Raw genomic sequence first — 23,931 nt, 5'->3', positions numbered from 1 at the left:
GAGAGTTAAATCCCCCTCTTAAAAACCTCAACTGTCAACTGTCAACTGTCAACTGTCAACTGTTTAACGTTTCGAGTATTGAGGAGCCTTGCGAGCTTTCCGCAAACCGTACTTTTTACGTTCTTTAGCCCGCGGGTCGCGAGTCAAATAGCCCTCAATCTTCAGAGGTTTCCGGTTGTCCGGGTCTAACTGACAAAGTGCTCTAGCGACACCCAAGCGAATCGAGTCAGCTTGACCTGTCAGGCCGCCACCTTCAACTTTCACCAAAATGTCGTACTCATTTTCTAGACCCAAAGTTTCCAAAGGAGCCTTAGCGAGTGCCAAATAAGTGGGGTTGAATTGCAGGTACAAATCTCCCTCTTTACCATTGACAGTCAGTACGCCTGTGCCGGGAACCAAACGTACCCGCGCTACGGAACACTTGCGGCGGCCTGTACCCCAGTACACAGCGCGGCCGGTATCTGTTGCTTGCATTAGTCATTTCCTCCCGGAATCGTGTGAACAATTAATTCTTCTGGTTGTTGAGCTGCGTGCGGGTGGTTAGGGCCAGCGTAGACCTTCAGCTTAGTAAACAGTTGTCGGCCCAGAGAAGTGTGAGGAAGCATTCCTCGGATAGCTTCTTCGACAATTCTTTCGGGCAAACGTGCTTGCAATTTGGCAAAAGTTTCTGTTTTCATGCCGCCCGGTCTGCCAGAGTGGCGGCGGTAGATTTTTTGGGTGCGTTTTTTGCCAGTAACAGCGATTTTGTCAGCATTGATGACAATTACGAAATCGCCGGTATCCATTGAAGGAGTGTAAGTGGGTTTGTGTTTGCCCCGGAGGTACATGGCAACTTCAGTTGCCAGACGGCCCAGCCGCTGGTCGGCGGCATCGACCACGTACCACTTGTGCTCTAGGGAGTCTTTAGTAGGGACGTAAGTTTTGTTCATTGTTAGTTGTCAGTTGTTATTTGTTAATTGTTATTTGTTAGTTGTCAGTTGTTATTTGTTAGTTGTTATTTGTTAGTTGTTGCCAATAACTAATAACCAATAACTAATAACTAATAACTAATAACCAATAACTAATTTGGGCTGAGTGTCGTACCAAACATCGGTGGGAAAGGGAAAGTCCTGATAGCCAACCCGCAACAGGCATAAACCTTGAGCGGGAGCGGCGTATTTTACCATTTCTCGGCGTTCGTTGACCCAGATATCTGTGAAATTGTCGATCGCCCTTTCCCCCCGACCCACCTGCACCAGCAACCCCACCAGCAGGCGCATCATCCCGTACAGAAACCCGCTCGCCTGAACCTCAATATAGATAAGAGGCCCAGAACGGTGACACTCTGCCGCTTGTACGTCCACCCAGGAATGGGGGCGAGCAGACCCCGCGCGGTGGAAAGCCGCCAAGTGATGCCGCCCGATTAGCGGTGTCAAAGCTGCCTGAATCAAAGATTCGTCCACAGGTGCGTGATAGCAGTGCCAAGCATAAGGACGCACAAACAGATTAGGAATCGGGTCTGTATAAAGGGTGTAGCGATAGCGCCGCCAACTGGCTGAGAACCGAGCGTGCCAGGTAGGTTCCACCTTTGCCGAAGCTCGAATTAAAATATCTTTTGCCAGTCGAGAGTTGAGAACGCTTGCCCAGCGGTGAGCCGGAATTGGGCCATCAGCATCAAAATGGGCTACTTGAGCAGCGGCGTGAACTCCCGCATCCGTTCTCCCGGCCGCGTACAGCGTTACCGGGCGTTCCAGCACATTTGATATTGTTGTTTCAATTTCTTCTTGTACTGTACGCTGGTTCGGCTGTCGCTGCCAACCGTGAAAGTCAGTGCCGAGGTATTGGATTACCAAAGCAATGCGTTGTGTCGATCGGGCATTTTCGATTGGGGATTTTGGATTGTCAGTCATAAATCAAAAATCTCCAACCCAAAATTGCATTAAACCAGTTCAACGATCGCCATTTCGGAATTGTCTCCTTGACGGGGGACAGTTCGCACTACGCGGGTGTAGCCCCCGTTGCGGGAGCCGTATCGTTCTTTGGCCGCTTCAAACAAGGCGTGTACTAGCTGTTTGTCGTAGATAAAGCCCATCGCTTGTCGGCGAGCCGCCAAGGAGCCATCTTTGGCCAAGGTAATCATTCTGTCCGCTTCTGGACGCAGGGCTTTGGCGCGGGCGAGAGTGGTAGTGATTTTACCGTGGCGGATTAATTCGGTGGTCAGCGAGCGCAGCATGGCGCGGCGCTGGTCAGCCGGTTTGTTTAGTTGGGGGACGCGACAGCGGTGACGCATAGCAGTTGGTAATTGGTAATTGGTAATTGGGCGCGGGGATAGACAGTCTGCGAACTCGGGGGTGAATTCTTCTTGGTTGTGAAGAACTCACGCACTGAAAATGCAGCACTTTTTTACCCGTTACCCGTTGATTAACTTTTAGCTGATTTTTCCTGTGGCAAGGTAATGCCCAAGCGTTTTTGTAAAGCTTCAATCACTTCTTCTGCGGACTTCTGCCCGAAGTTCTTAATCTCGAGCAAGTCTTCTTGGGTATAATCCAATAAGTCTGCAACTGAGTTGATCTGAGCCCGCTTGAGACAGTTGTAAGCCCGGACTGACAACTGCAATTCTTCGATCGGAATTTGGCTCGTAGGATCGGCCTCACCTGGATACTCGGGTTTGAGAGAATCTTGGGTGATGTCTTTGAGAGGTGCAAATAAATCTACCAGGATGTGTGCAGATTGACTCAGAGCTTCTTGAGGAGTCACGCTGCCATCAGTCCAGATTTCCATAACCAGCCGGTCTTTCTCAGAACTGCCACCGAGCCGAGCATCTTCCACGCTGTAGTTGACCCTGCGAATCGGCATAAAGATGGCGTCAATTTGGAGAAAATCCAAAGCCGACCCATCATCGCGACTGCGGTCTACTGCTCGATATCCGATGCCTTTTTCAATTCTGAATTCCATTTCCAGAACAGATCCTGGTGAGAGAGTCGCAATGTACTGCGATTTATCGATCAATTCCACCTCAGAGGGCAAATCGAATCGATCGGCAGTAACTGTGACTGGCCCCTCAATCCGCAACCTACCGATTTGTGGCTGCTGGGAATGAGTTTTGAGAACAACCTCTTTCATGTTCAGGAGAATTTCCAGAACGTCCTCACGTACCCCTTCGATCGTGGCAAACTCGTGATTGACGCCCGCGATGCGGACTGAAGTTACTGCTGTTCCTTCCAAATTTGACAGCAGAACTCGCCGGAGCGCATTCCCAACAGTTGTTCCCTGACCGCGATCGAGCGGTTCTAGAACAAATTTTCCGTACTGACTGCGGTCTTTGTCAGTGTTAGACTCTATACATTCAATTTGAAACTGCGCCACGGAGTGACCTCCCTTTTCCACTTTGGATTTTTGATTTTGGATTTTAGATTGCAGAGCATACCCCTGAACGGATTTCGGATTTTGGATGGACGGGGCAACAGTTAGAACCATTAGTTTTTGACTTTAAGCAGTTAGCCAATATCCAAAATCTAAAATCTAAAATCTCAAATCGTTTTAGACTCTACGCCGCTTGGGAGGGCGACAGCCGTTGTGAGGAATTGGGGTAACATCTCTAATTAGGGTAATTTCCAGTCCTGCCCCTTGCAAGGCCCGAATTGCAGTTTCTCGACCTGCTCCTGGCCCGCTTACCATTACTTCTATTTGGCGCATTCCCTGGTCGTTGGCTCTGCGGGCTGCACTTTCTGCTGCTGTTTGAGCTGCAAAGGGAGTACCCTTTTTCGCTCCTTTAAAACCGCTGGAACCTGCCGATGCCCAGGATATTACTTCGCCATTCAGGTCGGTAATAGTTACGATCGTATTGTTAAAGGTAGACTGGATGTAGCCTACCCCATTCGGTACGTTACGCTTCTGCTTTTTTGCACCAGATTTCTTGCCTGTTTGTTGTCGTGGCGGCATATTAGTCTCTTTATCGTTTTCATTGAATTACTCTCCCCAAAGGCGGGGAAACAGTCAGCAGGAACATAAATTTCCTGCAAACTGCTGTTATTTCTTGGACGGTGCTTTTTTCTTGCCCGCCACTGTACGGCGGACGCCGCGACGGGTTCTGGCGTTGGTACGGGTTCGTTGACCCCGCACCGGCAGACCCAAACGGTGACGCCGACCGCGATAAGTCCCGATATCCATCAGGCGCTTGATGTTCATTGACTCCCAGCGCCGGAGGTCTCCTTCGATTTGGTAGGTGCTTTCTACATGAGCCCGTAGAGTAGTCACGTCGGCCTCTGTTAAATCCTTGACGCGAGTGTCAGGATTTACGCCTGTTGCAGCGATAATTTTTTTGGCCCGCGACAGGCCTATTCCGAAAATGTATGTCAGACCTATTTCGACGCGCTTATCGCGTGGAAGGTCTACACCGGCAATCCGTGCCACACTTTTTGTCTCCCTAGTTTTCCTATTTGGCTACAATATTGAATTAGGCAGCACCTGCGTGCATTGCCCAGCCCAATTTTCCCGTTTTCTAACCTTGGCGCTGTTTGTGTTTCGGGTTAGTACATATCACCATCACTCGACCGCGACGGCGGATGACGCGACATTTCTCACAAATTTTTTTGACAGATGCTCGAACTTTCATCTTTCTTCCTGCCTGGAGAACCCCGCTCTACCGGAGAGCAGGCACGCTGGCCCGTAGAGCGGTGGGAGGAGAGGCTGGGCAAGGTGTAGGCCTCTCCTCGATTAAATTGTATAAAGTGCGGGTTGTTTTATGAAGGAGCTCGCTTGCACCCACTCCCATTGCTGGGTAAAGTTCGCGTGCGCCAGAATGTTGGCGATCGATACTTAAACGGCGTAGCAATGACTTAACCCGGTACGCCGCTGGGTTGTTGACGCCCTTCTCGGCAACACTACAAACGTAGCATTATAGCATAAATTTGAAGCTTTTTACCAAATTCTCTCTAATTAAACTTAGAATTAGTTTTTAGAAAGTTTTATCTAAGCCTATTTTTTCCGAAGGCGATAAGTAATCCTGCCTTTGGTCAAGTCGTAGGGAGTTAATTCAACTTTGACGCGATCGCCAGGCAGAATTTTGATGTAGTTGCGGCGGATCTTGCCAGAAATGTGAGCTAGCACGTTAAACCCATTATCTAGGTCAACGCGAAACATCGCATTCGGCAGTGATTCCGTCACTGTCCCTTCCATTTCAATTAAATCTTGCTTAGACAATTTGGTATTTACCTCAACTCTACATTTGATTAACTAGGAGTGTCCCGGCGTTTGCTTCAAAACCTATTTACCAAGTAAGGAGGGGCCGATTTTAGATTTTAGATTTTAGATTTACTCCACAGATGCATCAAAGGAGCAGGAACTTCGGTCTAAAATTTGGGATCTCGACGACGATTGTCGGTGGCTTGTCTCCGTTTTGGGCGGGTTGAAGGCGAACGGGGCAATAATTCAGGTAACTCGATCGACTGCTTGACTCAATTAACCGCTTGCTTGAGCTTTACTTGAGTAAAGTTGTGGCAAGTAGAATCGAGTTCAATTTTGTTTCTCGCAACCCTCACAAAACCTGATAGCACAAAAAGCTCCTAGTTAACAGATCTTAGCAAAAGCTGGTGAGTAACAAGCTGTATTGCGAGGGTTCAACAGTCGCCAGAGAGCGCTTGTTGCAGTTCTGCGGTGACTACTTCCATGTCGCGATCGCCATCAACCGCAACTAACTGTTCGCGGGATCTGTAAAACTCAATCAAAGGCTCAGTTTGCTCGCGATAAACTTGCAACCGGCGCCGGATCGTCTCCTCATTGTCATCTTGGCGGCCCCGCGACAGCAGGCGAGTCACCAAAACATTATCAGGGACATCCAAATTGACAGCTCGCAGAGCGCAGTCCTTACCAGAGGTAGCCCCAGTACCAACATCACAAAGCAGTTTGTCAAAAAACGCTGCCTGTGCCACAGTACGGGGAAAGCCGTCGAGAATCCAGCCTGCACCAGCATCTGGTTCATTCATGCGTTCTTGTACGATATCCATCAATAACTCGTCGGGAACCAACTCACCAGCATCCATGTAGGATTTAGCTTTTACACCCAAGGGAGTTTTCGCAACCACGCAGGCGCGGAGGATGTCACCCGTTGAAATGTGGGGTATTTTCCAGAGAGCGGCTAAAAGCTGAGCCTGAGTTCCCTTGCCGGCCCCTGGAGGCCCCATAAAAATCAATTGCATTGCGATTACTTCACCATTCCTTCATATCGCTGGGAGATGACGTAAGTTTGAATTTGCTTGGCAGTTTCGATCGCCACACCCACTAGAATTAGTAGGGAAGTTGCACCAAACCCTCTAAAAGTTTGGACGCCGATCGCGCTTTCTACAGCCGTTGGTACAATGGCCACCAGACCGAGAAAAATCGCTCCCAAGAAAGTCAAACGGTTCAAAACCTTCTCCACATAATCGCTGGTTTTCTGACCGGGGCGAATCCCAGGAATGCTGGCGCCCATTTTCTTCAAGTTCTGAGACATATCTACGGGGTTGACAATCAACGAAGCGTAGAAATAACTGAAGAACAGAATCAAAGTCAGATAAAATAGCGCGTAAGCCCAAGGCGCAGGGCCGTTCGGACTCAACACATTAGCAACTTGAACCAAAAACGGCTGATTGAGAGACTGAGCGAGGAAAGAAGGCACAATCAACACCGAAGATGCAAAAATAATCGGCATCACTCCGCCTTGATTCAAGCGCAGGGGTAGATAGCTGCGACTCTCCCGATAAACTTTGCGACCGACTTGGCGGCGGGCAGAAATAATCGGAATCCGGCGAGTACCTTCCTGAACAAAAACAATCCCGACAATCGTCACCAAAAAGACCAGCAGCAGAACAATTACGCGGCCTACAACTTGCGTGTCGCCACTTTGAGCCAATTCAAAAGTTTGTCCCAAAGAGCGCGGCAAAACCGACACAATGTTGATAAATATCAGTAGCGATGCTCCGTTCCCGATGCCTCGCTCTGTCACCACTTCCGATATCCACATGACAAACATCGATCCGGCCGTAAGAGCCAAAGCAGTTTGTGGTATGAAGAAAGGCGATGGAGATTGAGCAAAAGGGCTGACCCAAATCGCAATGCCAATGCTTTGCAGAATAGCCCAGCCCAAAGAAACGTAGCGAGTAATTTGAGAAATCTTGCGCCGCCCTGCTTCGCCGTCATTTTTCTGCATATCTTCTAAACTTGGCAGAGCCGCAGTTAGAAGTTGCACAATAATTGAAGCATTAATGTAGGGCAAAATCCCCAGCGCGAAAATCCCCAAAGCTGACAGCCCGCCTCCTGAAAACAAGTCCAAAAAGCCAATTAAAGGGCTATTTTGGACGTTTTGGGCAAAGGCGGCGCGATCGATGCCGGGGACTGGCAAGTGAACACCCAGGCGCACTAAAATCAATAAGCCAATGGTGACGAGGATGCGGCCCCGCAAACCAGCAGCTTGAGCCATCTGCATGAACGTCTCTTGTGCAGTTGGCGCTTTCTCTTTACTAACGTCCATAGTTACGATTTTGGATTTTAGATTTGGGATTTTCGACTAAATCATTTTCTGATAGCAAGCTTGAGGATTTGAGATTTGGACAAACTCTCAAACCTCAAATCTTCACGCAACTACTTCGCAACTTCCGCCGGCGGCTTCAATTTTAGTGCGAGCACCTGCGGTAAAGGCCGCCGCGCGCACTTTCAGAGCCACATTCAGTTCGCCATCTCCTAAGATTTTCAGCGGCCCGTCGTCAGTAGTGACAATTTTTGCTTCGATCAAAGAGGTGAGAGTAACTTCTGTGTTTGCTGGCAGTGATGCTAATTTACTTACATTAATGGTAGTGTACTCTTTCCGGTTCACTAGAGGGAAGCTCTTCAGCTTGGGCAGGCGGCGGTAGAGAGGATTTTGACCGCCTTCAAAACCGGGTCTAGTACCGCTACCAGCTCTAGATTTTTGACCGCGCATCCCTTTGCCGGAACTCGCGCCTTGACCGGCAGAAATACCTCTACCCAAGCGACGCGGGCGTTTTGTGGAACCCGCTTTTGGTCGGGCGTCTTGCAATCTCATAGTTTTGATAGTTGGTAATTGGTAATTGGTAATTGGCAATTGGTAGTTTTGAGTTTTGAGTTTTGAGGAATGAAAGATTTTTATTCAAAACTCAATACTTAATACTCAAAACTGACAATTTCCAGTTCCCTAGTCCTTAACCGTAGAGGTTTTCTACTGGAATTCCGCGCTCTTGAGCAACTTCGGATAAGGTGCGAAGAGTGGAAAGGGCGTTGACTGCGGCTCTAGCGTTGTTTAAAGGATTTCCTGAACCTAGCTGTTTGGCTAAGATGTTGCGGACTCCTGCTAGTTCGAGAACAGTTCGCACTGCTCCCCCTGCAATTACCCCGGTTCCGGGTGCTGCTGGACGCATCATGACTTTGGCTCCGCCACCTGCACCGTTGATGGGGTGAGGGATGGAGTTAGCTTTGGTGAGGGGGACTTCAATTAGGTGCTTTTTGCCGTCAGCGACGCCTTTTTTAACGGCACCGATTACGTCGCTAGCTTTGCCGACTCCCACTCCAACTTGACCGCGTTCGTTGCCGATAATGACTATGGCGCGGAAGCTGAGTTTTTTACCGCCTTTAACTACTTTGGTAACGCGACGAATCTGAACAACCCGTTCTTGCCATTCGGATTCTTTTTCGCGCCCTTTGTTGTTATTGCTTTTTTTCTTGTTGCGCTGTTCTTTTTGTTCTGCCATGTTTTGTCCTTGGGGAATTGAGGATTAGTAACTGGTAGTTGGCATAGAGAAATTAACAATTAGGAATTAAGAATTTTGTTATAGATTCTCTTTTCCTTCTTCCTTCTTCCGACTTCCATCGGACTTCTTCCTTCTTGCTTCTTCCTAAAAGTCTAACCCGGCTTCGCGAGCTGCATCTGCGAGGGCTTTAACGCGACCGTGATAGAGGTTGCCTCCGCGATCGAATACGACTTGAGCTATGCCAGCGCTGGAACACCGTTTGGCAATCAACTGACCGACTTGGACGCTCGCGGAGCAGTTGCCACCAGAAGTGAGATTTGACTTCAATTCTGGATCGAGGGTTGACGCAGCAGCCAAAGTGTGCTGTGCAGTGTCGTCGATTACTTGAGCGTAGATGTGATTGGACGATCGAAATACCGCTAATCTTGGACGTTCGGCGGTGCCGAATACCTTGCGCCGCACGCGGCGGTGTCTGCGGTGGACTGATTCCTTGCGAGTAAGCTTCATATAAATACTCGGTAAATGGGAAACTCAGAGTTTTTAGACCTGAGAGAGAAATGACACTTCGGATTTGCTCAATTGAGCCTCCCTTGCGGGGTGATGTTAGCTTGTCGGTCAATGTTTTAAGAGCTTTTTCGACTTGCAACACTGTCTCAGTGACCTTAAGACTGTTTAATTGCAAATGACAGAGCAGGGAACTAGCTACGCATCCACAGGGTGTCGTGACTCCAAAAACGTAGACCTCGAAAGTCTTAGGCCCGTCAGTATGGCTTGTGGGAATTACCCCTACAAGCCCAGTGTCTTTAGACCTGGGTTACCGACTGTTACTTCTTACCTGTTTTGCCTGTTTTACCAGCTTTGCGCCGGACGACTTCGCCGCTGTAGCGAATGCCTTTGCCCTTGTAAACTTCGGGCGGACGCACCGCGCGGATGCGGGCTGCTGTGTTGCCTACGAGTTCTTTGTCAATGCCGGAGACAATGACGTTGGTGTTGCCTTCAACTGCCATGGTGATGCCTTCTGGAGGGGGCATTTCAACTGGCTTGCTGTAACCGACGTTTAAAATCAGGTTCCGTCCTTGAACCTGTGCCCGATAACCTGTGCCGATAATTTCCAGACGACGCTGAAAACCTTGCGATACACCTTCGACCATGTTGGCGACGAGGGTGCGACAGAGGCCGTGCAGTTGTCTGGCGACGCGAGATTCGTCCCGGCGGGTAACGAGTAAAGTCTCGCCTTCCATTCCTAGGAGGATTTCGGCGGGGATTACTCGGGAAAGTTCACCTTTAGGGCCTTTGACGGCTACTTTTTGACCGTCTAGGGTGATGGTGACTTTTGTGGGGATGCTAATCGGACGCTTGCCAATTCGCGACATAGTTTTTGTCCTTTGTTTTTAGTTTTTAGTGTTTGATTATTAGTATCTAGTTATTAGTCTTTAGCGATCGACTTTTGAGTTTTTTTCCATGGTATGCGTGATTAATGACTCGTAATAAACAAGTACAATTCGCCGACACTCATGAGTGGATAATCCCCAAATCTTAGACTTTTGTTTAAGCTTGCAGATTGAATGCTGCAAGTTAATCTAAAATCTAAAATCGACTGACTAATGACTAATGACTAATGACTACCAAACATAACAAAGCACTTCACCGCCTAAACCTTGGCGTCGAGCTTCTCGATCGGTCATAATGCCGCTGGAGGTGGAGATAATGGCAATGCCAATTCCGCCTAATACTCTGGGCAGTTCTTTGCGGTTCGAGTAAACGCGCAGTCCTGGTTTGCTGACTCGCTTAAGTGCCGTGATAATGGGCTTGCGAGTTTTACCTTTGTACTTTAGAGAAAGCACTATAGTTCGCTTTACGCCTTCTGGTTCTGCTTCTTCAAATTCGCTGATAAAGCCTTCGTTTTTGAGAACTTGGGCGATGCTACGGGTCATTTTTGTAGCTGGAATTTGTGTTGTTTGGTGGCGCGCCATGCAAGAATTGCGAATGCGCGTCAACATATCTGCTATGGTATCGTTAGCTGCCATGTGAAAGATCCTTACTCTACTGCTTAGTTGTCCCGGAAGGGCATTCCCATTTCTTTGAGCAAGGCGCGTCCTTCTTCGTCGGTGTTTGCTGTGGTGATAATTGAAATGTCCATGCCTCGAATTTGATCGATGCGGTCATATTCTATTTCTGGAAAGATTAGCTGTTCTCTCAGACCCAAGCTGTAGTTGCCGCGCCCGTCAAAGCTTTTGGGACTGATGCCGCGGAAGTCGCGGATGCGTGGGAGTGCGAGGTTGATCAGCCGATCGAGAAAATCGTACATTCGATCGCCGCGCAGCGTCACCATCACGCCGACTGGTACTCCTTTGCGGATTTTGAAGCCTGCGATCGCTTTTTTCGCCCGCGTCACCACTGGTTTTTGCCCGGTGATGATGGCAATTTCATTCAGCGACGAATCCAGTGCCTTAGCATTTTGAGAAGCTTCTCCCAAACCGCGGTTAACGGTAACTTTGATAAGTTTGGGAACCTGATGGATATTAGTATATTTAAACTGATCCATCAGTGTGGGAACGATTTTACCTTGATAAAGAACTTTGAGTTTGTCCGGCATAGTTTTTGTGTTTCGTTAACTGTCCCTGGGCTTGGTCAGGGAATTGTTCTTTGTCAGTTGTTAGTTGTTATTTGTTAGGTGTTATTTGTTGCCAATAACCAATAACCAATAACCAATAACTAATTATCGAGGATTTCTCCGGTTTTTTTGAGTTGTCGCAGTTTGCGACCGTCTTCACTAAATGTATAGCAGACGCGGCTGGCGACTTTCTCTTTTTCGGAATAGTGCATCACATTTGAGCTGTGAATGGGAGCCTCAAAGGTGACGATTTTTCCCGATTCCCCTTCTTGTTGGGGTTTGACGTGCTTGGTTCGGATATTTACGCCTTTAACAATTACTTTGCTGACTTTAGGATATGTCTTTAAGATTTCTCCGACTTTTCCTTTCTCTTTGCCAGTAATTATTTGCACGGTGTCGCCTGCTTTGACGTGCATTCTGTAGCGCTGCGGTTCGCTAGTTGGTTTACCCTTTTTTCCGTACATTTTAAAGTACCTCTGGGGCTAAGGAAACGATTTTAGTAAAGTTTTTGTCGCGGAGTTCGCGGGCTACTGGGCCGAAAACGCGAGTGCCTTTGGGGTTGCCTTCGGGATTGATGATCACGGCGGCGTTGTCGTCAAAACGAATGCTCATGCCGCTGTCACGACGCAAGGCTTTGCGGGTTCTGACAATAACTGCTCTGACGACATCGGATTTTTTGACTGCCATATTGGGGATGGCGTCTTTGACGACGGCAATGATGACATCGCCGACTCCACCGTAACGGCGGTTGCCACCTCCCAATACGCGGATGCACATGAGCTTGCGGGCTCCGCTATTGTCGGCGACATTGAGGTATGTCTGGGGTTGAATCATGGTGATTTGGGAAAAGGTAATTTGATGCTTGCTAACTGCTAAGTGCTAATTGCTGCTAATAGATCGAGAAAGCCGATCGCACTTTCGAGCAATTAGAAATTAACTGCTAGCCATTTTTCGCACCGAAAATTTCAGCAACCGTCCAGCGTTTGGTTTTGCTCAGAGGGCGAGTTTCAGTGATGCGGACGCGATCGCCCGATTTGCACTTATTTTCTTCGTCGTGAGCTTTGTAGCGCTTGGTGCGGACTACGATTTTGCCGTATTTGGTGTGGGAGGAGCGGTTTTCGATCGCTACCACGACGGTTTTATCCATTTTGTCGCTGACTACTACGCCAACTCGTTCTTTAACTGCCATACCTACCTATTGTTGTTGTGCAATTGAGTTTTTTTGAACTGCTGTGCGAACCTCGGCTCGGCTGCTGCTCGCTACTCGCTGACTGCGGTGGGAGCAGACTTGAGAGCTGCCTCAGCAGCGATTTGGCGTTCGCGTTCAACTGTCATTAATTGAGCCAGCCGGTGTTTGGCGTGCTTGAACAGGTGAGGCTTTTCCATGCGGCCGGTAGCTTGCTGAAGTCGCAAGTCCATTAGTTGGCGCTTGACGGCTAAAATTTGCTCTGCTACTGCTGCATCGCTTAATTCTCTAGCTTCTTTAATCTTGGTCAAAGACATAATTGTGTGCTTTATCGTTAGCGGTCTAGTAGCGGTCTAGTGAAGACAGAATTCTTTCTGATGCTGAAGACCGAAGGGAAAAAAATTTGTACGTGCCAGATTTTAAATTTCTGACGAATGCAGACTCAATTCTACCTTCGATCGCCACTATGACGGGCTTTCTTCGCGGGTGATGAACTTGGTTTTAATCGGTAATTTGAAAGATGCCAAACGCATTGCTTCGCGGGCAATTTCTTCGCTGACACCACCAATTTCAAACATGATCCGACCGGGTTTGACGACCGCTACCCAAAACTCCGGTGCGCCTTTACCAGAACCCATCCGGGTTTCTGCTGCGCGCTGGGTGACTGGTTTGTCGGGGAAAATGCGAATCCAGATTTTGCCGCCCCGGCGGATATAGCGGGTCATGGCGCGCCGTCCGGCTTCTATTTGGCGGGAAGTAATCCAGGCTGGCTCGACGGCTTGCAGGGCAAATTCGCCAAAGCTAACTGAGCTGCCGCGGGTGGAAATACCGCTCATTCGCCCGCGCTGTTGTTTGCGGAATTTGGTTCTTTTAGGGCTTAACATGACTGAGGGAATTGGGAATTGGGAATTGGGAATTGGTAATCGGTAATTGGTAATTGGTAATTGGTAATCGGTAATTGGTAATCGGTAACTGGTTACTGCTGCCAAATATCAACTGCTAAATATCAACTTCCAACTGTCAACTGTCAACTGTCAACTGTCAACTAACTAGCCTTCGTTCGATCGATCTTCAAAGTTCTGACGGCGGCGCTTTTGTTTGGTACGAGGCACGGCTGCATTTGGTGCGGCTTCTTGTTCCTGTCCGGGAATAATTTCGCCTTTGAAAACCCAAACTTTAATCCCGAGAATACCGTAGATTGTTTGAGCGGTGCAGTAGGAATAGTCGATGTCGGCTCGCAGAGTGTGCAAGGGGACTCGGCCTTCGCGCGTCCATTCGGTACGGGCAATTTCTGCGCCGTTGAGGCGTCCGCTAACTTGAATTTTGATGCCTTGAATGCCGACTTTTTGAGCGCGGGTGATTGCTTGGCGAACTACTCGGCGGAAGGATACGCGCCGTTCTAGTTGCTGGGCGATATATTCTGCGATCAGTGTGGCATCGGCGTCTACGCGCTGAACTTCAACGACGTTGATGCGAATTTGGCGGTTGTTGCCAAGTTGCTGCTGCAAACCGACGCGCAAAGTTTCGATACCTGCTCCGCCGCGGCCTACGACAACGCCTGGTCTGGCGGTGAAGACTTCTAGGTCGATTTGATCGGCTTTGCGCTCAATTCTGACCGAGGAAATGCCGGCATTGCTGAGGGTTTTGCGGACGTACTTGCGAATTTTGAAGTCTTCTTGCAAGAGTTCTGGATAGTTTTTCGGGTCAGCAAACCAGCGAGAGCGGTGCTCTTGGGTAATGCCTAGACGAAAACCAATTGGATGTATTTTTTGGCCCATAATATTTGATGAGTTAATTGGTAATTGGTAATTGGTAACTGGTAATTGGTAATTGGTGATTACCGATTTTTGGTCAACTTTAAGCTGTTTATTACCTATTACGTTTTTCCGTGGTTTAGTCTTCTAAGAGCGGAGCAACTATTACCGTAATGTGGCAAGTTGGCTTGCGGATTTGGTAGGCGCGACCTTGAGCGCGGGGTCTAAAGCGTTTGAGGACTGGGCCTTGGTCTGCGTAAGCTTGAGAAACTACGAGCTTGGTTTTGTCTAATCCTGCGTTGTGTTCGGCGTTGGCTACTGCCGATCGCAAAACTTTAACGATTGGTTCGCAGGCGCGGTAGGGCATGAATTCGAGTAAAATCAGCGCTTCTTGGTAGCTTTTGCCGCGAATTTGGTCGAGGACTCGGCGCACTTTGAAGGGCGATGTCCGGATATAACGGGCGATCGCCTTAATTTCGGATGTGGTATCTATAACCATTTCGATTTGGGTAAGTAGGTAATTGGCAATTGGGAAAAAGGTAATTGGTAATTGAATGAAAAAATTTCGATTACCTATTACCTGTCACCTAATTTGGCTATCTTTTCGCCTTTTTATCACCACTTTTCGCGTGACCTCTAAAGGTGCGAGTGGGGGAAAATTCTCCGAGTTTGTGACCTACCATTTGGTCTGTCAGGTAGACGGGAACGTGCTGTCTGCCGTTGTGAACTGCGATCGTGTGGCCTACCATTTGAGGCAGGATTGTGGAAGATCGCGACCAAGTTTTAATTACTTGTTTTTGACCTGCGGCGTTGAGTTTTTCGATCTTTGTCATCAGGTGGTCTGCGACAAATGGGCCTTTTTTTAACGATCGAGACATAATTTTGGGAATTGGGAATTGGGAATTGGGAATTGGGAATTGGGAATTAGGAATTGGGAATTGGGAATTAGAAAAGGTAAAACATTTTTTTCCATTCTTCCTTCCTTCTTCCTTCTTCCTTCTTCCTTCTTCCTTCTTCCATTAACTTTGTCTGCCGCCCTTGCCGCGCTTGGAAGATTTGCGACGGCGGCGCACAATTAAATCGTCGCTGCGCTTGTTTTTGCGTCGAGTTTTGGCACCCAATGCTGGTTTGCCCCAAGGAGTCATAGGCCCCGGACGCCCGATGGGCGCTCTGCCTTCGCCACCACCGTGCGGGTGATCCACCGGGTTCATGACGCTACCGCGAACGGTTGGTCTGCGACCTTTCCAGCGGGTACGGCCTGCTTTACCGAGGCTGATGTTTCTGGCGTCTGTGTTGCCAACTTGACCGATCGTAGCGTAGCAGTCGGCGCGGACTTTCCGTTGTTCGCCGGATGGCAGTTTGAGGGTGACGTAGCTACCTTCTTTTGCCATTAGCTGAGCGCTGGAGCCTGCGGAACGGACGATTTGTCCGCCTTTTCCTGGTACTAGCTCGACGTTGTGGACGCTGGTACCGAGGGGAATGTTCTTCAGGGGTAGGGCGTTGCCAATTTCGATCGGCGCGTCTGGGCCTGAGACAATTACTGTACCGACGTTTAAGTTGAGCGGGTGCAGGATGTACCGTTTTTCGCCGTCTTTGTAGAACAAAAGGGCGATCCGGGCGTTGCGGTTGGGGTCATATTCGATCGCCTTGACGGTAGCAGGAATGCTGTGTTTGTCGCGGCGGAAGTCGATCGTTCTATAAAGCCGTTTGTGACCGCCTCCCCGGTGGCGGCAGGTAATGACGCCTCGGTTGTTGCGGCCTTGTTTGGTGTGCTTGTTGGCGGTTAGAGACTTTTCAGGCTCTGATTTGGTAATCTCAGCGAAGTCCGAGACGGTATGTTCCCGGGTGCTGGAGGTATAAGGTCGGTAAGAACGAATGCCCATAATCGCTTTTAGATTTTAGATTTTAGACTTGGGATTTTGGACTTGACAGTTTTGGATTTTAGATTTGGGATTAAGTTAACTTGCGAGTTTCCTGGATGGGAAGTTTGCATCAGTTAACTGGAATCTAAAATCTAAAATCTAAAATCCAAAATTGGCTAAACTTCTGGGAATAGGAGTTTGCGGATCGAGTCTCCGTCTAGCAGAGTTACTGTTGCTCGCTTGTAGCAAGGTTTAAAGCCGACGAATTTACCTACTCGGCGCTTTTTGCGCGGCGGGTTTTGGGTGTTGACGCCAATGACTTTGACCTTAAATAGTTCTTCGATTGCAGCTTTGATTTGAGGCTTGGTCGCTTTTGGTGCTACGTCAAATGTGAATTGATTTAATTCCATCATTCGGGTAGCTTTCTCGGTGAGAATCGGACGCTGGATCAAATCTGCGTAGTCGCGGGGGTCGATTTTACTCACCGTAAATCTCCTGAATTTTTGCTATGGCTGTAGAGGTGACGATTATTTTGTCAGCCGCGAGAACGTCGTAAACATTCAGAGAAGTTGCCAAGATGACGTTGACTAATTCGATGTTGCGTCCTGACAGGTAAACGTTGAGTTGCGGTTCTGGCAAGATTAACAGAACTTTTTTATGGGCGTCGATACCCCAACGGGCGATCGCACTTAGCAATTCTTTGCTTTTCGGTCTCGGAAATTGCTCTGCAAATTCTTCAACCACAATGATGTCTTCGGTACGACTGAAGAATGCTGTCCGCAAAGCGAGACGGCGTTCTTTTTTGTTCATTTTGACTTCAAAGTCTCTCGGCTTCGGCCCGAAGATGACACCGCCGCCCCGCCACAGCGGAGAACGGATCGAACCTGCTCTGGCTCGACCTGTGCCTTTTTGACGCCAGGGTTTGCGGCCGCCGCCTCTAACTTCCGATCGAGTTTTGGTGCAAGCATTCCCTTGACGGGCGTTGACCATTTGCCGTCTCAAGGCTCTGTGAACGATGTGAGACGCATTTTCTTCTTTGGCTACGCGAAGCTCTAAAGTTGTTTCTCCAACTTCTTCGCCTTGCCAATTTCGCACTACACAGTTAACCATATCTTTTGTCCTTTGTCTGTTGTTAGTTGTCTGTTATTATTTGTTGATTGTCAGTTGTTGGTTGTTATTTGTTGATTGTCAGTTGTTAGTTGTTGCTAATAACAAATAACCAATAACAAATAACCAATAACCAATAACTACCACCCAACTTTTTTCTCAGGAACAACATTGACTAAGGCGCCAGCTTTTCCGGGAACTGCTCCCTTGATCAGCAACAAATTCTGCTCTGCATCCACCCGGACAATTGTCAGTTTGCGGACGGTAACTTGAACGTTGCCCATGCGTCCTGCCATTCTTTTACCGGGATAGACGCGTCCGGGAGTGGTTCCAGGTCCGATCGATCCAGGTTCGCGGTGATTCTTAGAACCGTGAGACATGGGGCCGCGTTTGAAGTTGTGGCGCTTTTGAAAGCCTGCAAAACCTTTACCGATGCTGGTACCGATCACATCTACGATTTGTCCCGGTGTAAAAGCGTCTGCTTTTACTTGTTGGCCTAATTCAAAGGAACTGGTATCTTCCAAGCGGTATTCGTGCAAGTGGCGCAATGGATTCGCCCCCGACTTGGCAAGGTGTCCCAATTCTGGCTTGTTGAGAGCCTTTGGTTTTACTTCTTCGTATCCAATCTGAATGGCAGTGTAGCCATCAGTTTGTTTAGTTTTGATTTGAGTTACTGTACAAGGCCCTGCTTGTATGACGGTGACGGGGATTGCTCTCCCTTCGGCGTCAAACACTTGAGTCATGCCTAGTTTAGTGCCAAGAATGCCTACAGACACGGATTTTTTTCCTTTTATTTACGCAAGAGGTTTCGGATTGCGAAGTTTACGTCAATCCGCTTGCTCTTGTGCAGAAACATCTATTTCAGTGTTCCTGCAATTAACTGTTATCAACCAACAGCCTTCCTCGGTGTTTAAAATTTGAGTTTTAAATTTGGGAGCGAGCTTGTGGAAGTCTTGCAAGGGTTGAGATTCTAGGTTTTTTACCTGTTCGATCTCCGACTTTGATTTCGGTCTTGCTTATTTGGGCTAGGACTTGGATAGCAAGCTACTCAGTATCCTTTGACAGCGCCAGTTCACAATAGTACATGAAGTGTTTGCTATTTGTCAAGGCCTATTTGATAACTTTGTCGCCTCAGCTTTAGCATTTATAATACTTTAAGCTCGCAACGGGCGATCGACCAAATTTAAAACAGCAGGCTAGACAAATTTATGGGACTGATTACAACTGGTGCGGATATGATTCGGGATTTGGAAAAGTCGGGGTCGCTAGCCCTGTACGTTCCTTTAGAGGGAGGATTTGAGGGCCGTTACCTGCGACGGCTGCGGGCTGCCGGCTACGGTGCGTACACGATTACGGCGCGGGGTTTGGGCGATTTGGCAATGTATTTGACCGGAGTTCACGGGGTGCGGCCGCCGCATTTGGGCAAGAAAACTACTGGGAATGAAGGGGCTGTGGGTTACACCTACTACGTACCTCCGATGTTGCAAACTCAATTAGATAATTTGCCGCCGAAATCAAAAGGACTGGTGCTTTGGATTATTGAAGGGCAAGTTTTGTCGAGTCAGGAAGTTGAGTATTTGACTGTTTTGCCGACGCTAGAGCCGCGAGTTAAAATAGCAGTAGAGATGGGGGGCGATCGAGCTTTTAGCTGGAAGCCACTTAAAAACGCTTTAGTTGCAGCTTAAATTCGGGTATTTGCGATCGCAAATCAACTAAAAAACGCAGCGAGCAAAATCAAGCTCAACCGCTTCGGCTCGCTGGTTTTGCTCTTTTTGGGAAAAACTTCTTAATTAACAGGAAAAAAAGTATGCTTCAGAACCGCGATTACACCATCATCATTGACAAAAGCGGCAGTATGTACACCAAAGACCAGATGGGGGGAAAAAGTCGGTGGGCGCTGATGCAAGAATCGACTGTCGCACTGGCGAATAAATGCGAAGAACTTGACCCAGACGGCATCACGGTTTACGTTTTTTCTGGTCGCTTCAAACGCTACGAGAATGTAACATCAGCTAAAGTAGTGCAAATCTTCCAAGAAAACGAACCTTCCGGGACTACAAATTTGGCTGCGGTGCTGCTAGATTCTCTCAACAATTATTTTCAGCGCAAAGCATCCGGTAAGACGAAGCCAAATGGCGAAACCATATTAGTGGTGACGGACGGCGAACCGGACGATCGCAAAGAAGTGATGAAAACGATTATAGAGGCATCGCGGAAGCTCGATCGAGATGAAGAGCTGGCGATTTCCTTCATTCAGGTAGGGAATGCCCCGGAAGCGACTAAGTTTCTCAAGATATTGGATGACGAACTGCAAAGCGCTGGGGCTAAATTCGATATCGTTGATACAGTGACGATGGATGATATCGAAGGAATGACCCTGACGGAAGTATTGCTGAATGCAATAACTGATTGAGGAGGCTGCGCGTTGTTTGCGAGATTATATTTGTGCCTGGTTTTTGGGCAGGATTTTTTAAAGGGGGTTTTAAGTCATGGAATCGATCGATCGCTTGTTAGCTGAACTTAGGGCAGAATATCAAGCATCTCAAAAAAATCGCGACGTGCCAAGTCAGCCGCCAGTGGAAGCACAACCGCTTTCCCAACCAGCAGCAGCACCGTCAAATCAAACATTTAAAACAGCAGATATTAAGTATCCTGGTAATCTTGACAAAGATTTAGCTGAAATTAAGGCTGAATACGCAGCACAAAATAAAGCTTGGGAAGTGGCTGCACAGGAACCGCTTCAGCCTCTGCACGCACCAGAAAATAAACCTCAGGAAGTGACTGCACTAACGCCGAAACCCCCAGAAAAAATTGTGCCGTCAGAGTTAGATGTACAAACCCACAGGCAAAAAGTCAGGCAAGCTCAGGTTTGGCTGAAAAATTTAGATAAAAATTCCGATGAGAGATATTGGTTCGATCAGTTTGCTTTTAAGTATAGTTCGAGGATAGATGCGGCGATCGACTATTTGCAAGCTGTCAATGAGTTTGATTGATCTGGTTAGTAGTGAGGACTTTAGTCCTGATTGGATGCGAACTAAAGTCCTCACTACTAACCCAAGAGAGAAGGTTAGTAGTGAGGACTTTAGTCCTGATTTCGGCGGACTAAAGTCCTCACTACTAACCCAAGAGAGAAGGTTTAATCCTTCGGACTTTAGTCCTGATTTCTGTGGACTAAAGTCCTCACTACTAACCAAATGGTCGATCGTCTTTAGGCACAGATGTAGCATTCAGCAGAAATGAAGCCGATCTTTTTGCTGTACTTTCAGATAGCTTAATTTGTTTGAATTCAACAATACCATCGGCAATAAAAGAATCTCTCAACTCAGCTTTTTCTCCGCTGTTAAAAACAGTTTCGTAAAATACTTCGCGAATGCCGGCGGAAATAATTAATTTCAAACAATAAATGCAGGGTTCTAAAGTCACGTAAATACTAGCCCCAGCCGTAGATATCCCGTGTTTGGCAGCAGTGGCGATCGCATTTGCTTCAGCGTGAACCGCCCGCGACGGCAAAGTTTTGCTAGCGTCGCAACTGCTCAAACCCGGATAGCAGAAGCCTTGAGCCGTGCAGTGTACCGTACCTGAGGGGGAACCGTTGTAACCCGTAGCTAAAACTTGCCTGTTTTTAGCGATTACCGCGCCGACGGGAAAAGCCAGACAAGTCGATCGAGTCGCGGCCAATTTTGCCAACATTAAAAAGTATTCGTCCCAATTTGGTCTTTGATAAGTTTTCTTCATAAGCTGCTGTATTTTTTTCTGTTCCAAAACGTTTTTGAGTTGGTTCAAAGCATCTTCATAAGTCTGGAATTGAACTTCAGCAATTAGTGTAGGGATACCAAGTGGAAATCTTGATATAACTTTATCTTTTTCATAAATAATCACAATAGGAATGTTATTCGTTTCAGCATAAGCTAGCTCCATTCCCACACCAAAAGAGAAGGAACCAAGATAAGCAATAACTAAATCTGATGTACTTACCTGATGCTTGTCTCTTTCAAATACTTGGCTAGGACTAACATCAGGGTTATTGATAGGATCGGTATACATATGTGGAACATACGCTTGAAAACCTATTTCCTGGCAAAGCAAACCAATGGCTTCATAAAAAGTCTTGACTTCTGCTGGTTTCTCAATTCCTGTTAAAGCACCAGATATATATACTTTGTTCATTGATATTTACGCTTTCTCAACAGTATTATTTTGGAACAGAGGTTGCTTTAGGGGTGGGTGCTATTTGTGTCTTTGGTGTGATGATTGGTGTTGGATCAAAAGAAGGTGGTGAAGAAGGTCTCAAAACTGCTACCCATGTCCCAATTGCCCCCCCAATTGCTGCTAATGCCGCGACAATCGTAGCCCAAACCATCGGTTCCCACTGTGGCAAATACTTAAAAACTAAACGGTAGCGAATAGATTTCTGTTTAAGCTCATCCTTGGCTTTTTTATATTCAGAGGATTGCTCTAACGCTTTTAAAATATCATTTTTATCTCCTTTTCTCCACAGATTTTGTGAATCGTTTAACCAGCTTCTAAGTTCCGGCGGTGTTGGATAGTCTTCAGGAATAGCATCATGAAGCTTGCCAGGATCGTCTCTATACGCCGAAGAAAAAGAAGATTTTGAACTCAACCTATGAATTCTTAAATATGCAATAGTATCACCTACTTTAATCTGTATATCGTTGTCTGATAAATTATGAAGAGCTATAGCCATAACACCTCCATAATTAGGATTAACTCTTGTTCCAAGATGTCCTATTCCCTGTGATACTAATTTTACTTGTGAATGAATTGCTCCACATAAATAATTGCTAACAAACACTGACTCATTAGTCCATATTATAGCCGTTTTTCGGCTGGGAATTTTAATAAGTTTATTATCCTGCCGATCTTTTAAAAGCAAGGTTTGTTTCTGTTGAGTCTGTTGATCTATGTTAAATGTATAAGCATATTCACTTGCCGTTAGGCGTAAACAGCAACCTCTGATGCTATGTTCTTTCCCTTTAAAAGGATAAATAAATATCCCTCTACCTAGCTCATTGATAATATCCCACTCGCTTAGAACTGACATAAACTATTTCCTATACTTTAACTTTACGACGCTTAGATTTATTGATCCTGAATATATTTTTTGCCAGTTGCAATGCAGCCAAAAGCCTTCTGGATTTCTAGCCCTAAGTAACCTGAATGTTCGGGCTGTATTGCCGGAGAATTAGCACAAATTTCTCGTAATAGCTTGAGAGGATCTCTGCCACTATAATGCTTGGTAATCTCGCCACTGCCAGGAGTTGTTTGGGAAACAACTATTGCTTTATCCTCCACTTTAATTAAGAAGTTTCCGACTGGATCGCAATCAGAATAACTTGGATCAAAACAACGCCTACGTTCTGTATCAACAATTTTTTGGTAGTGCTGGTTGATAATCCGGTCAACTGAATCGAAAGTATCATCGTAGATATGGGCACTCTGACTAATGGTAATCAGTGGACCCATCTTTAGATCGTACTCCGATCGCTGAGCGATCGCGTCTCGAATATGTTCTTGCAATTTTCGCAATCCTATAGCGTTAGCGGGCCAAGCGCTAAACATATCGTTACTGCGGAAAGTAGCAGTCATTGACAGTTCGTTATCCACAACTCTTAGCCAGATATGGTTAAGGCATGGACTACCACCTGAATCGTGATCGGCTACATCCCACAGCGACATAACTGCACTAGCAGCGTCAATCTCACCTATTAATTTATTAATAACTTGTTCAATCTGGTCGCGTCCACCAAACCAAGAACGAAGACGCTGCCCATAAGTGTATTTAACACCTTCTCGTTTCACTGAATCATCTAATATTTGTGAAGTGTATTCTTGAACAAAAGGACGATCAATGGGCAGATAATTTGGTTCCGGGAAATAAAAGCCTGGTGGCTCATTTTTCACCACAGCTATTAAATCAATTAATTCTTGCCATTTGCCATCGTAGCCAGTCGGTCGAATTGTACCTGTTGTTTTGATGCGATGAATAATTTTAACCCAAGTTTCTGCAATAGTTGTTCCTTCTATCCGATGACCGTAACGCGGTCCAGGTTGAATAGTAGGAACGATTTCAGAGATAGGAAATTCTAAGTAATTACCCCAGGGTTCAAGTATGTTCTGTTGTGAATAAGACTTGACAGAGGCTACAGCTTCAGAAATGGATTTTGCTTCTACAGGTTCTTCTATAGATTGTCGTAATTGTTCCAAAGCATTAGCTGGAATTTCAATATCAATATACCCAGTAATGGGAGATTTAATCACCCAACATTTTCGTCCGGTATCACTGGTTCCTTCTGTAAACCCATTACGGAAGAAGTCCAGCAGGCACTTACATCCACCAGCATTGAGGTCTTCTTTTGTAGCGTTCATTATTACTAAAAAGCGGACATGGGGATTGAATAAAAGATTCCGAATCAGAAAGCTAATTCCACGAGTTGAACTGTACAACTGTCCAATCACAGCAAACTCATGGGGGTCAAGGCGTTTGGCGATCGCTTGCTTTACAGTCCACCCAGTCACTACAGCGGTTTGACCAGTTCCGCAAATCAGTTGATTTGGCTTGTGTAGTGGTTTGTACTGGAATAGGGTTGCCTGCTGACTCATTACTGTGGTCAAAAAAAACTGCTAGAACAGCTTAACAAACTTTGAGGACATTTTTGCTAAAATTTTACCA

General features: G+C 47.0%; 35 protein-coding genes. 3 read left to right on the top strand and 32 right to left on the bottom strand.

Features of this window, described 5'->3' with window-relative positions:
- Positions 1–63: 63 nt before the first annotated feature.
- From rpsI to rplC, 29 genes are all read right to left on the bottom strand, one after another.
- The gene (gene rpsI / locus QZ918_RS14340; RefSeq protein ID WP_236504525.1) at positions 64–474 is read right to left on the bottom strand and encodes a 30S ribosomal protein S9; all 411 of its coding nucleotides are present in this window, start codon (positions 472–474) and stop codon (positions 64–66) included.
- A complete protein-coding gene (gene rplM, locus QZ918_RS14335; RefSeq protein ID WP_293150728.1) occupies positions 474–929 on the bottom strand; it encodes a 50S ribosomal protein L13 in 456 nt (151 codons plus the stop codon). The genes rpsI and rplM overlap by 1 nt, the downstream gene beginning before the upstream one ends.
- Before the next feature lie 117 nt (positions 930–1,046).
- Positions 1,047–1,889 (bottom strand): tRNA pseudouridine(38-40) synthase TruA, encoded by an 843-nt coding sequence (truA, locus tag QZ918_RS14330; RefSeq protein WP_293175974.1) that lies wholly within the window; start codon positions 1,887–1,889, stop codon positions 1,047–1,049.
- Between the two features lie 29 nt (positions 1,890–1,918).
- Positions 1,919–2,269, bottom strand: a complete 351-nt coding sequence (gene rplQ, locus QZ918_RS14325; protein WP_293336080.1) for a 50S ribosomal protein L17 — start codon at positions 2,267–2,269, stop codon at positions 1,919–1,921.
- A gap of 131 nt (positions 2,270–2,400) precedes the next feature.
- A complete protein-coding gene (locus QZ918_RS14320) occupies positions 2,401–3,345 on the bottom strand; it encodes a DNA-directed RNA polymerase subunit alpha (RefSeq protein WP_293133983.1) in 945 nt (314 codons plus the stop codon).
- Between the two features lie 174 nt (positions 3,346–3,519).
- On the bottom strand, positions 3,520–3,921 hold the full coding sequence (gene rpsK, locus QZ918_RS14315; RefSeq protein ID WP_265233150.1) for a 30S ribosomal protein S11: 402 nt from the start codon (positions 3,919–3,921) through the stop codon (positions 3,520–3,522).
- 87 nt (positions 3,922–4,008) lie between these two features.
- Positions 4,009–4,392, bottom strand: a complete 384-nt coding sequence (rpsM, locus tag QZ918_RS14310; RefSeq protein WP_293133838.1) for a 30S ribosomal protein S13 — start codon at positions 4,390–4,392, stop codon at positions 4,009–4,011.
- Between the two features lie 88 nt (positions 4,393–4,480).
- Positions 4,481–4,594, bottom strand: coding sequence for a 50S ribosomal protein L36 (gene rpmJ, locus QZ918_RS14305; protein WP_015178722.1), 114 nt, complete (start codon positions 4,592–4,594; stop codon positions 4,481–4,483).
- Positions 4,595–4,956: 362 nt separating this feature from the next.
- Positions 4,957–5,181, bottom strand: coding sequence for a translation initiation factor IF-1 (infA, locus tag QZ918_RS14300; protein WP_006276978.1), 225 nt, complete (start codon positions 5,179–5,181; stop codon positions 4,957–4,959).
- A 416-nt stretch (positions 5,182–5,597) separates the two neighbouring features.
- Complete coding sequence (locus tag QZ918_RS14295; protein WP_293133851.1) at positions 5,598–6,176, bottom strand: adenylate kinase; 579 nt, start codon at positions 6,174–6,176, stop codon at positions 5,598–5,600.
- Between the two features lie 5 nt (positions 6,177–6,181).
- The gene (secY, locus tag QZ918_RS14290; protein ID WP_293133854.1) at positions 6,182–7,486 is read right to left on the bottom strand and encodes a preprotein translocase subunit SecY; all 1,305 of its coding nucleotides are present in this window, start codon (positions 7,484–7,486) and stop codon (positions 6,182–6,184) included.
- A 102-nt stretch (positions 7,487–7,588) separates the two neighbouring features.
- Positions 7,589–8,035 carry a 50S ribosomal protein L15 gene (gene rplO / locus QZ918_RS14285; RefSeq protein ID WP_293336078.1) on the bottom strand — a complete coding sequence of 149 codons (447 nt, stop codon included), beginning with the start codon at positions 8,033–8,035 and terminating at the stop codon, positions 7,589–7,591.
- 136 nt (positions 8,036–8,171) lie between these two features.
- On the bottom strand, positions 8,172–8,717 hold the full coding sequence (gene rpsE, locus QZ918_RS14280) for a 30S ribosomal protein S5 (RefSeq protein ID WP_293133860.1): 546 nt from the start codon (positions 8,715–8,717) through the stop codon (positions 8,172–8,174).
- Between the two features lie 144 nt (positions 8,718–8,861).
- A complete protein-coding gene (gene rplR, locus QZ918_RS14275; protein ID WP_293133863.1) occupies positions 8,862–9,224 on the bottom strand; it encodes a 50S ribosomal protein L18 in 363 nt (120 codons plus the stop codon).
- A 317-nt stretch (positions 9,225–9,541) separates the two neighbouring features.
- The gene (gene rplF, locus QZ918_RS14270) at positions 9,542–10,090 is read right to left on the bottom strand and encodes a 50S ribosomal protein L6 (protein ID WP_293133866.1); all 549 of its coding nucleotides are present in this window, start codon (positions 10,088–10,090) and stop codon (positions 9,542–9,544) included.
- A gap of 249 nt (positions 10,091–10,339) precedes the next feature.
- Positions 10,340–10,744: a 30S ribosomal protein S8 gene (gene rpsH, locus QZ918_RS14265; RefSeq protein WP_194010353.1), complete on the bottom strand. Its 405-nt coding sequence runs from the start codon at positions 10,742–10,744 to the stop codon at positions 10,340–10,342.
- A gap of 23 nt (positions 10,745–10,767) precedes the next feature.
- A complete protein-coding gene (rplE, locus tag QZ918_RS14260; protein ID WP_293150725.1) occupies positions 10,768–11,313 on the bottom strand; it encodes a 50S ribosomal protein L5 in 546 nt (181 codons plus the stop codon).
- Positions 11,314–11,432: 119 nt separating this feature from the next.
- A complete protein-coding gene (gene rplX, locus QZ918_RS14255) occupies positions 11,433–11,795 on the bottom strand; it encodes a 50S ribosomal protein L24 (RefSeq protein WP_293150722.1) in 363 nt (120 codons plus the stop codon).
- 1 nt (position 11,796) lies between these two features.
- Positions 11,797–12,165 carry a 50S ribosomal protein L14 gene (gene rplN / locus QZ918_RS14250; RefSeq protein WP_193973611.1) on the bottom strand — a complete coding sequence of 123 codons (369 nt, stop codon included), beginning with the start codon at positions 12,163–12,165 and terminating at the stop codon, positions 11,797–11,799.
- Between the two features lie 106 nt (positions 12,166–12,271).
- Positions 12,272–12,520: a 30S ribosomal protein S17 gene (gene rpsQ, locus QZ918_RS14245; RefSeq protein WP_293336075.1), complete on the bottom strand. Its 249-nt coding sequence runs from the start codon at positions 12,518–12,520 to the stop codon at positions 12,272–12,274.
- Between the two features lie 71 nt (positions 12,521–12,591).
- A complete protein-coding gene (gene rpmC / locus QZ918_RS14240) occupies positions 12,592–12,834 on the bottom strand; it encodes a 50S ribosomal protein L29 (RefSeq protein WP_293133890.1) in 243 nt (80 codons plus the stop codon).
- A gap of 147 nt (positions 12,835–12,981) precedes the next feature.
- Positions 12,982–13,401: a 50S ribosomal protein L16 gene (gene rplP, locus QZ918_RS14235; RefSeq protein WP_293336164.1), complete on the bottom strand. Its 420-nt coding sequence runs from the start codon at positions 13,399–13,401 to the stop codon at positions 12,982–12,984.
- Positions 13,402–13,566: 165 nt separating this feature from the next.
- Complete coding sequence (gene rpsC, locus QZ918_RS14230; RefSeq protein WP_293133893.1) at positions 13,567–14,295, bottom strand: 30S ribosomal protein S3; 729 nt, start codon at positions 14,293–14,295, stop codon at positions 13,567–13,569.
- Between the two features lie 115 nt (positions 14,296–14,410).
- Positions 14,411–14,770 carry a 50S ribosomal protein L22 gene (gene rplV / locus QZ918_RS14225; protein WP_193973606.1) on the bottom strand — a complete coding sequence of 120 codons (360 nt, stop codon included), beginning with the start codon at positions 14,768–14,770 and terminating at the stop codon, positions 14,411–14,413.
- A gap of 97 nt (positions 14,771–14,867) precedes the next feature.
- The gene (gene rpsS / locus QZ918_RS14220) at positions 14,868–15,149 is read right to left on the bottom strand and encodes a 30S ribosomal protein S19 (protein ID WP_041623488.1); all 282 of its coding nucleotides are present in this window, start codon (positions 15,147–15,149) and stop codon (positions 14,868–14,870) included.
- 141 nt (positions 15,150–15,290) lie between these two features.
- A complete protein-coding gene (rplB, locus tag QZ918_RS14215) occupies positions 15,291–16,154 on the bottom strand; it encodes a 50S ribosomal protein L2 (RefSeq protein WP_293336073.1) in 864 nt (287 codons plus the stop codon).
- A gap of 155 nt (positions 16,155–16,309) precedes the next feature.
- Positions 16,310–16,618 carry a 50S ribosomal protein L23 gene (locus tag QZ918_RS14210; protein WP_293133910.1) on the bottom strand — a complete coding sequence of 103 codons (309 nt, stop codon included), beginning with the start codon at positions 16,616–16,618 and terminating at the stop codon, positions 16,310–16,312.
- Positions 16,611–17,243 carry a 50S ribosomal protein L4 gene (gene rplD / locus QZ918_RS14205; RefSeq protein ID WP_293133912.1) on the bottom strand — a complete coding sequence of 211 codons (633 nt, stop codon included), beginning with the start codon at positions 17,241–17,243 and terminating at the stop codon, positions 16,611–16,613. Before rplD ends, QZ918_RS14210 begins: the two co-directional genes overlap by 8 nt.
- A gap of 137 nt (positions 17,244–17,380) precedes the next feature.
- The gene (gene rplC, locus QZ918_RS14200; RefSeq protein WP_293133914.1) at positions 17,381–18,016 is read right to left on the bottom strand and encodes a 50S ribosomal protein L3; all 636 of its coding nucleotides are present in this window, start codon (positions 18,014–18,016) and stop codon (positions 17,381–17,383) included.
- Positions 18,017–18,448: 432 nt separating this feature from the next.
- Between rplC and QZ918_RS14195 the strand changes: the two genes are divergently transcribed.
- From QZ918_RS14195 to QZ918_RS14185, 3 genes are all read left to right on the top strand, one after another.
- Complete coding sequence (locus tag QZ918_RS14195) at positions 18,449–18,925, top strand: NAD(P)H-quinone oxidoreductase subunit N (protein WP_293133916.1); 477 nt, start codon at positions 18,449–18,451, stop codon at positions 18,923–18,925.
- Between the two features lie 122 nt (positions 18,926–19,047).
- Positions 19,048–19,653, top strand: coding sequence for a vWA domain-containing protein (locus QZ918_RS14190; RefSeq protein ID WP_293133918.1), 606 nt, complete (start codon positions 19,048–19,050; stop codon positions 19,651–19,653).
- A gap of 76 nt (positions 19,654–19,729) precedes the next feature.
- Positions 19,730–20,233: a salt stress protein, Slr1339 family gene (locus tag QZ918_RS14185; protein WP_293336071.1), complete on the top strand. Its 504-nt coding sequence runs from the start codon at positions 19,730–19,732 to the stop codon at positions 20,231–20,233.
- Positions 20,234–20,426: 193 nt separating this feature from the next.
- On the opposite strand, the gene QZ918_RS14180 is transcribed toward QZ918_RS14185, so the two are convergent.
- From QZ918_RS14180 to QZ918_RS14170, 3 genes are all read right to left on the bottom strand, one after another.
- A complete protein-coding gene (locus QZ918_RS14180) occupies positions 20,427–20,975 on the bottom strand; it encodes a deoxycytidylate deaminase (RefSeq protein WP_293336162.1) in 549 nt (182 codons plus the stop codon).
- 457 nt (positions 20,976–21,432) lie between these two features.
- Positions 21,433–22,302, bottom strand: a complete 870-nt coding sequence (locus QZ918_RS14175; RefSeq protein WP_293336069.1) for a dCTP deaminase/dUTPase family protein — start codon at positions 22,300–22,302, stop codon at positions 21,433–21,435.
- Between the two features lie 38 nt (positions 22,303–22,340).
- Entirely contained in the window at positions 22,341–23,861 is a 1,521-nt protein-coding gene (locus QZ918_RS14170) for a thymidylate synthase (protein ID WP_293336067.1), read from the bottom strand.
- Positions 23,862–23,931: the final 70 nt, after the last annotated feature.

It is taken from the genome of Microcoleus sp. CAWBG58 (genome assembly GCF_020883045.1).
Lineage (GTDB): Bacteria > Cyanobacteriota > Cyanobacteriia > Cyanobacteriales > Microcoleaceae > Microcoleus.
The sequence above is the reverse complement of the archived record's forward strand: the minus strand, read 5'-3'. Positions and strand labels throughout refer to the sequence as shown.

Bases quoted from the DNA above. Each gene is read 5' to 3' on its own strand.
- rpmC (WP_293133890.1), bottom strand. From the start codon at position 12,834: ATGTCTTTGACCAAGATTAAAGAAGCTAGAGAATTAAGCGATGCAGCA.
- rpmJ (WP_015178722.1), bottom strand. From the start codon at position 4,594: ATGAAAGTTCGAGCATCTGTCAAAAAAATTTGTGAGAAATGTCGCGTC.
- rpsK (WP_265233150.1), bottom strand. From the start codon at position 3,921: ATGCCGCCACGACAACAAACAGGCAAGAAATCTGGTGCAAAAAAGCAG.
- rplQ (WP_293336080.1), bottom strand. From the start codon at position 2,269: ATGCGTCACCGCTGTCGCGTCCCCCAACTAAACAAACCGGCTGACCAG.
- rplD (WP_293133912.1), bottom strand. From the start codon at position 17,243: ATGGTTAACTGTGTAGTGCGAAATTGGCAAGGCGAAGAAGTTGGAGAA.
- rplM (WP_293150728.1), bottom strand. From the start codon at position 929: ATGAACAAAACTTACGTCCCTACTAAAGACTCCCTAGAGCACAAGTGG.
- rpsC (WP_293133893.1), bottom strand. From the start codon at position 14,295: ATGGGCCAAAAAATACATCCAATTGGTTTTCGTCTAGGCATTACCCAA.
- rplR (WP_293133863.1), bottom strand. From the start codon at position 9,224: ATGAAGCTTACTCGCAAGGAATCAGTCCACCGCAGACACCGCCGCGTG.
- QZ918_RS14175 (WP_293336069.1), bottom strand. From the start codon at position 22,302: ATGTCAGTTCTAAGCGAGTGGGATATTATCAATGAGCTAGGTAGAGGG.
- QZ918_RS14190 (WP_293133918.1), top strand. From the start codon at position 19,048: ATGCTTCAGAACCGCGATTACACCATCATCATTGACAAAAGCGGCAGT.
- QZ918_RS14295 (WP_293133851.1), bottom strand. From the start codon at position 6,176: ATGCAATTGATTTTTATGGGGCCTCCAGGGGCCGGCAAGGGAACTCAG.
- rpsI (WP_236504525.1), bottom strand. From the start codon at position 474: ATGCAAGCAACAGATACCGGCCGCGCTGTGTACTGGGGTACAGGCCGC.
- rplP (WP_293336164.1), bottom strand. From the start codon at position 13,401: ATGTTAAGCCCTAAAAGAACCAAATTCCGCAAACAACAGCGCGGGCGA.
- rpsH (WP_194010353.1), bottom strand. From the start codon at position 10,744: ATGGCAGCTAACGATACCATAGCAGATATGTTGACGCGCATTCGCAAT.
- rplF (WP_293133866.1), bottom strand. From the start codon at position 10,090: ATGTCGCGAATTGGCAAGCGTCCGATTAGCATCCCCACAAAAGTCACC.
- rplV (WP_193973606.1), bottom strand. From the start codon at position 14,770: ATGGTTATAGATACCACATCCGAAATTAAGGCGATCGCCCGTTATATC.
- secY (WP_293133854.1), bottom strand. From the start codon at position 7,486: ATGGACGTTAGTAAAGAGAAAGCGCCAACTGCACAAGAGACGTTCATG.
- truA (WP_293175974.1), bottom strand. From the start codon at position 1,889: ATGACTGACAATCCAAAATCCCCAATCGAAAATGCCCGATCGACACAA.
- QZ918_RS14195 (WP_293133916.1), top strand. From the start codon at position 18,449: ATGGGACTGATTACAACTGGTGCGGATATGATTCGGGATTTGGAAAAG.
- rplX (WP_293150722.1), bottom strand. From the start codon at position 11,795: ATGTACGGAAAAAAGGGTAAACCAACTAGCGAACCGCAGCGCTACAGA.
- rplO (WP_293336078.1), bottom strand. From the start codon at position 8,035: ATGAGATTGCAAGACGCCCGACCAAAAGCGGGTTCCACAAAACGCCCG.
- rplB (WP_293336073.1), bottom strand. From the start codon at position 16,154: ATGGGCATTCGTTCTTACCGACCTTATACCTCCAGCACCCGGGAACAT.
- rplN (WP_193973611.1), bottom strand. From the start codon at position 12,165: ATGATTCAACCCCAGACATACCTCAATGTCGCCGACAATAGCGGAGCC.
- QZ918_RS14180 (WP_293336162.1), bottom strand. From the start codon at position 20,975: ATGAAGAAAACTTATCAAAGACCAAATTGGGACGAATACTTTTTAATG.
- rpsS (WP_041623488.1), bottom strand. From the start codon at position 15,149: ATGTCTCGATCGTTAAAAAAAGGCCCATTTGTCGCAGACCACCTGATG.
- QZ918_RS14170 (WP_293336067.1), bottom strand. From the start codon at position 23,861: ATGAGTCAGCAGGCAACCCTATTCCAGTACAAACCACTACACAAGCCA.
- rplE (WP_293150725.1), bottom strand. From the start codon at position 11,313: ATGCCGGACAAACTCAAAGTTCTTTATCAAGGTAAAATCGTTCCCACA.
- rpsE (WP_293133860.1), bottom strand. From the start codon at position 8,717: ATGGCAGAACAAAAAGAACAGCGCAACAAGAAAAAAAGCAATAACAAC.
- rpsQ (WP_293336075.1), bottom strand. From the start codon at position 12,520: ATGGCAGTTAAAGAACGAGTTGGCGTAGTAGTCAGCGACAAAATGGAT.
- QZ918_RS14185 (WP_293336071.1), top strand. From the start codon at position 19,730: ATGGAATCGATCGATCGCTTGTTAGCTGAACTTAGGGCAGAATATCAA.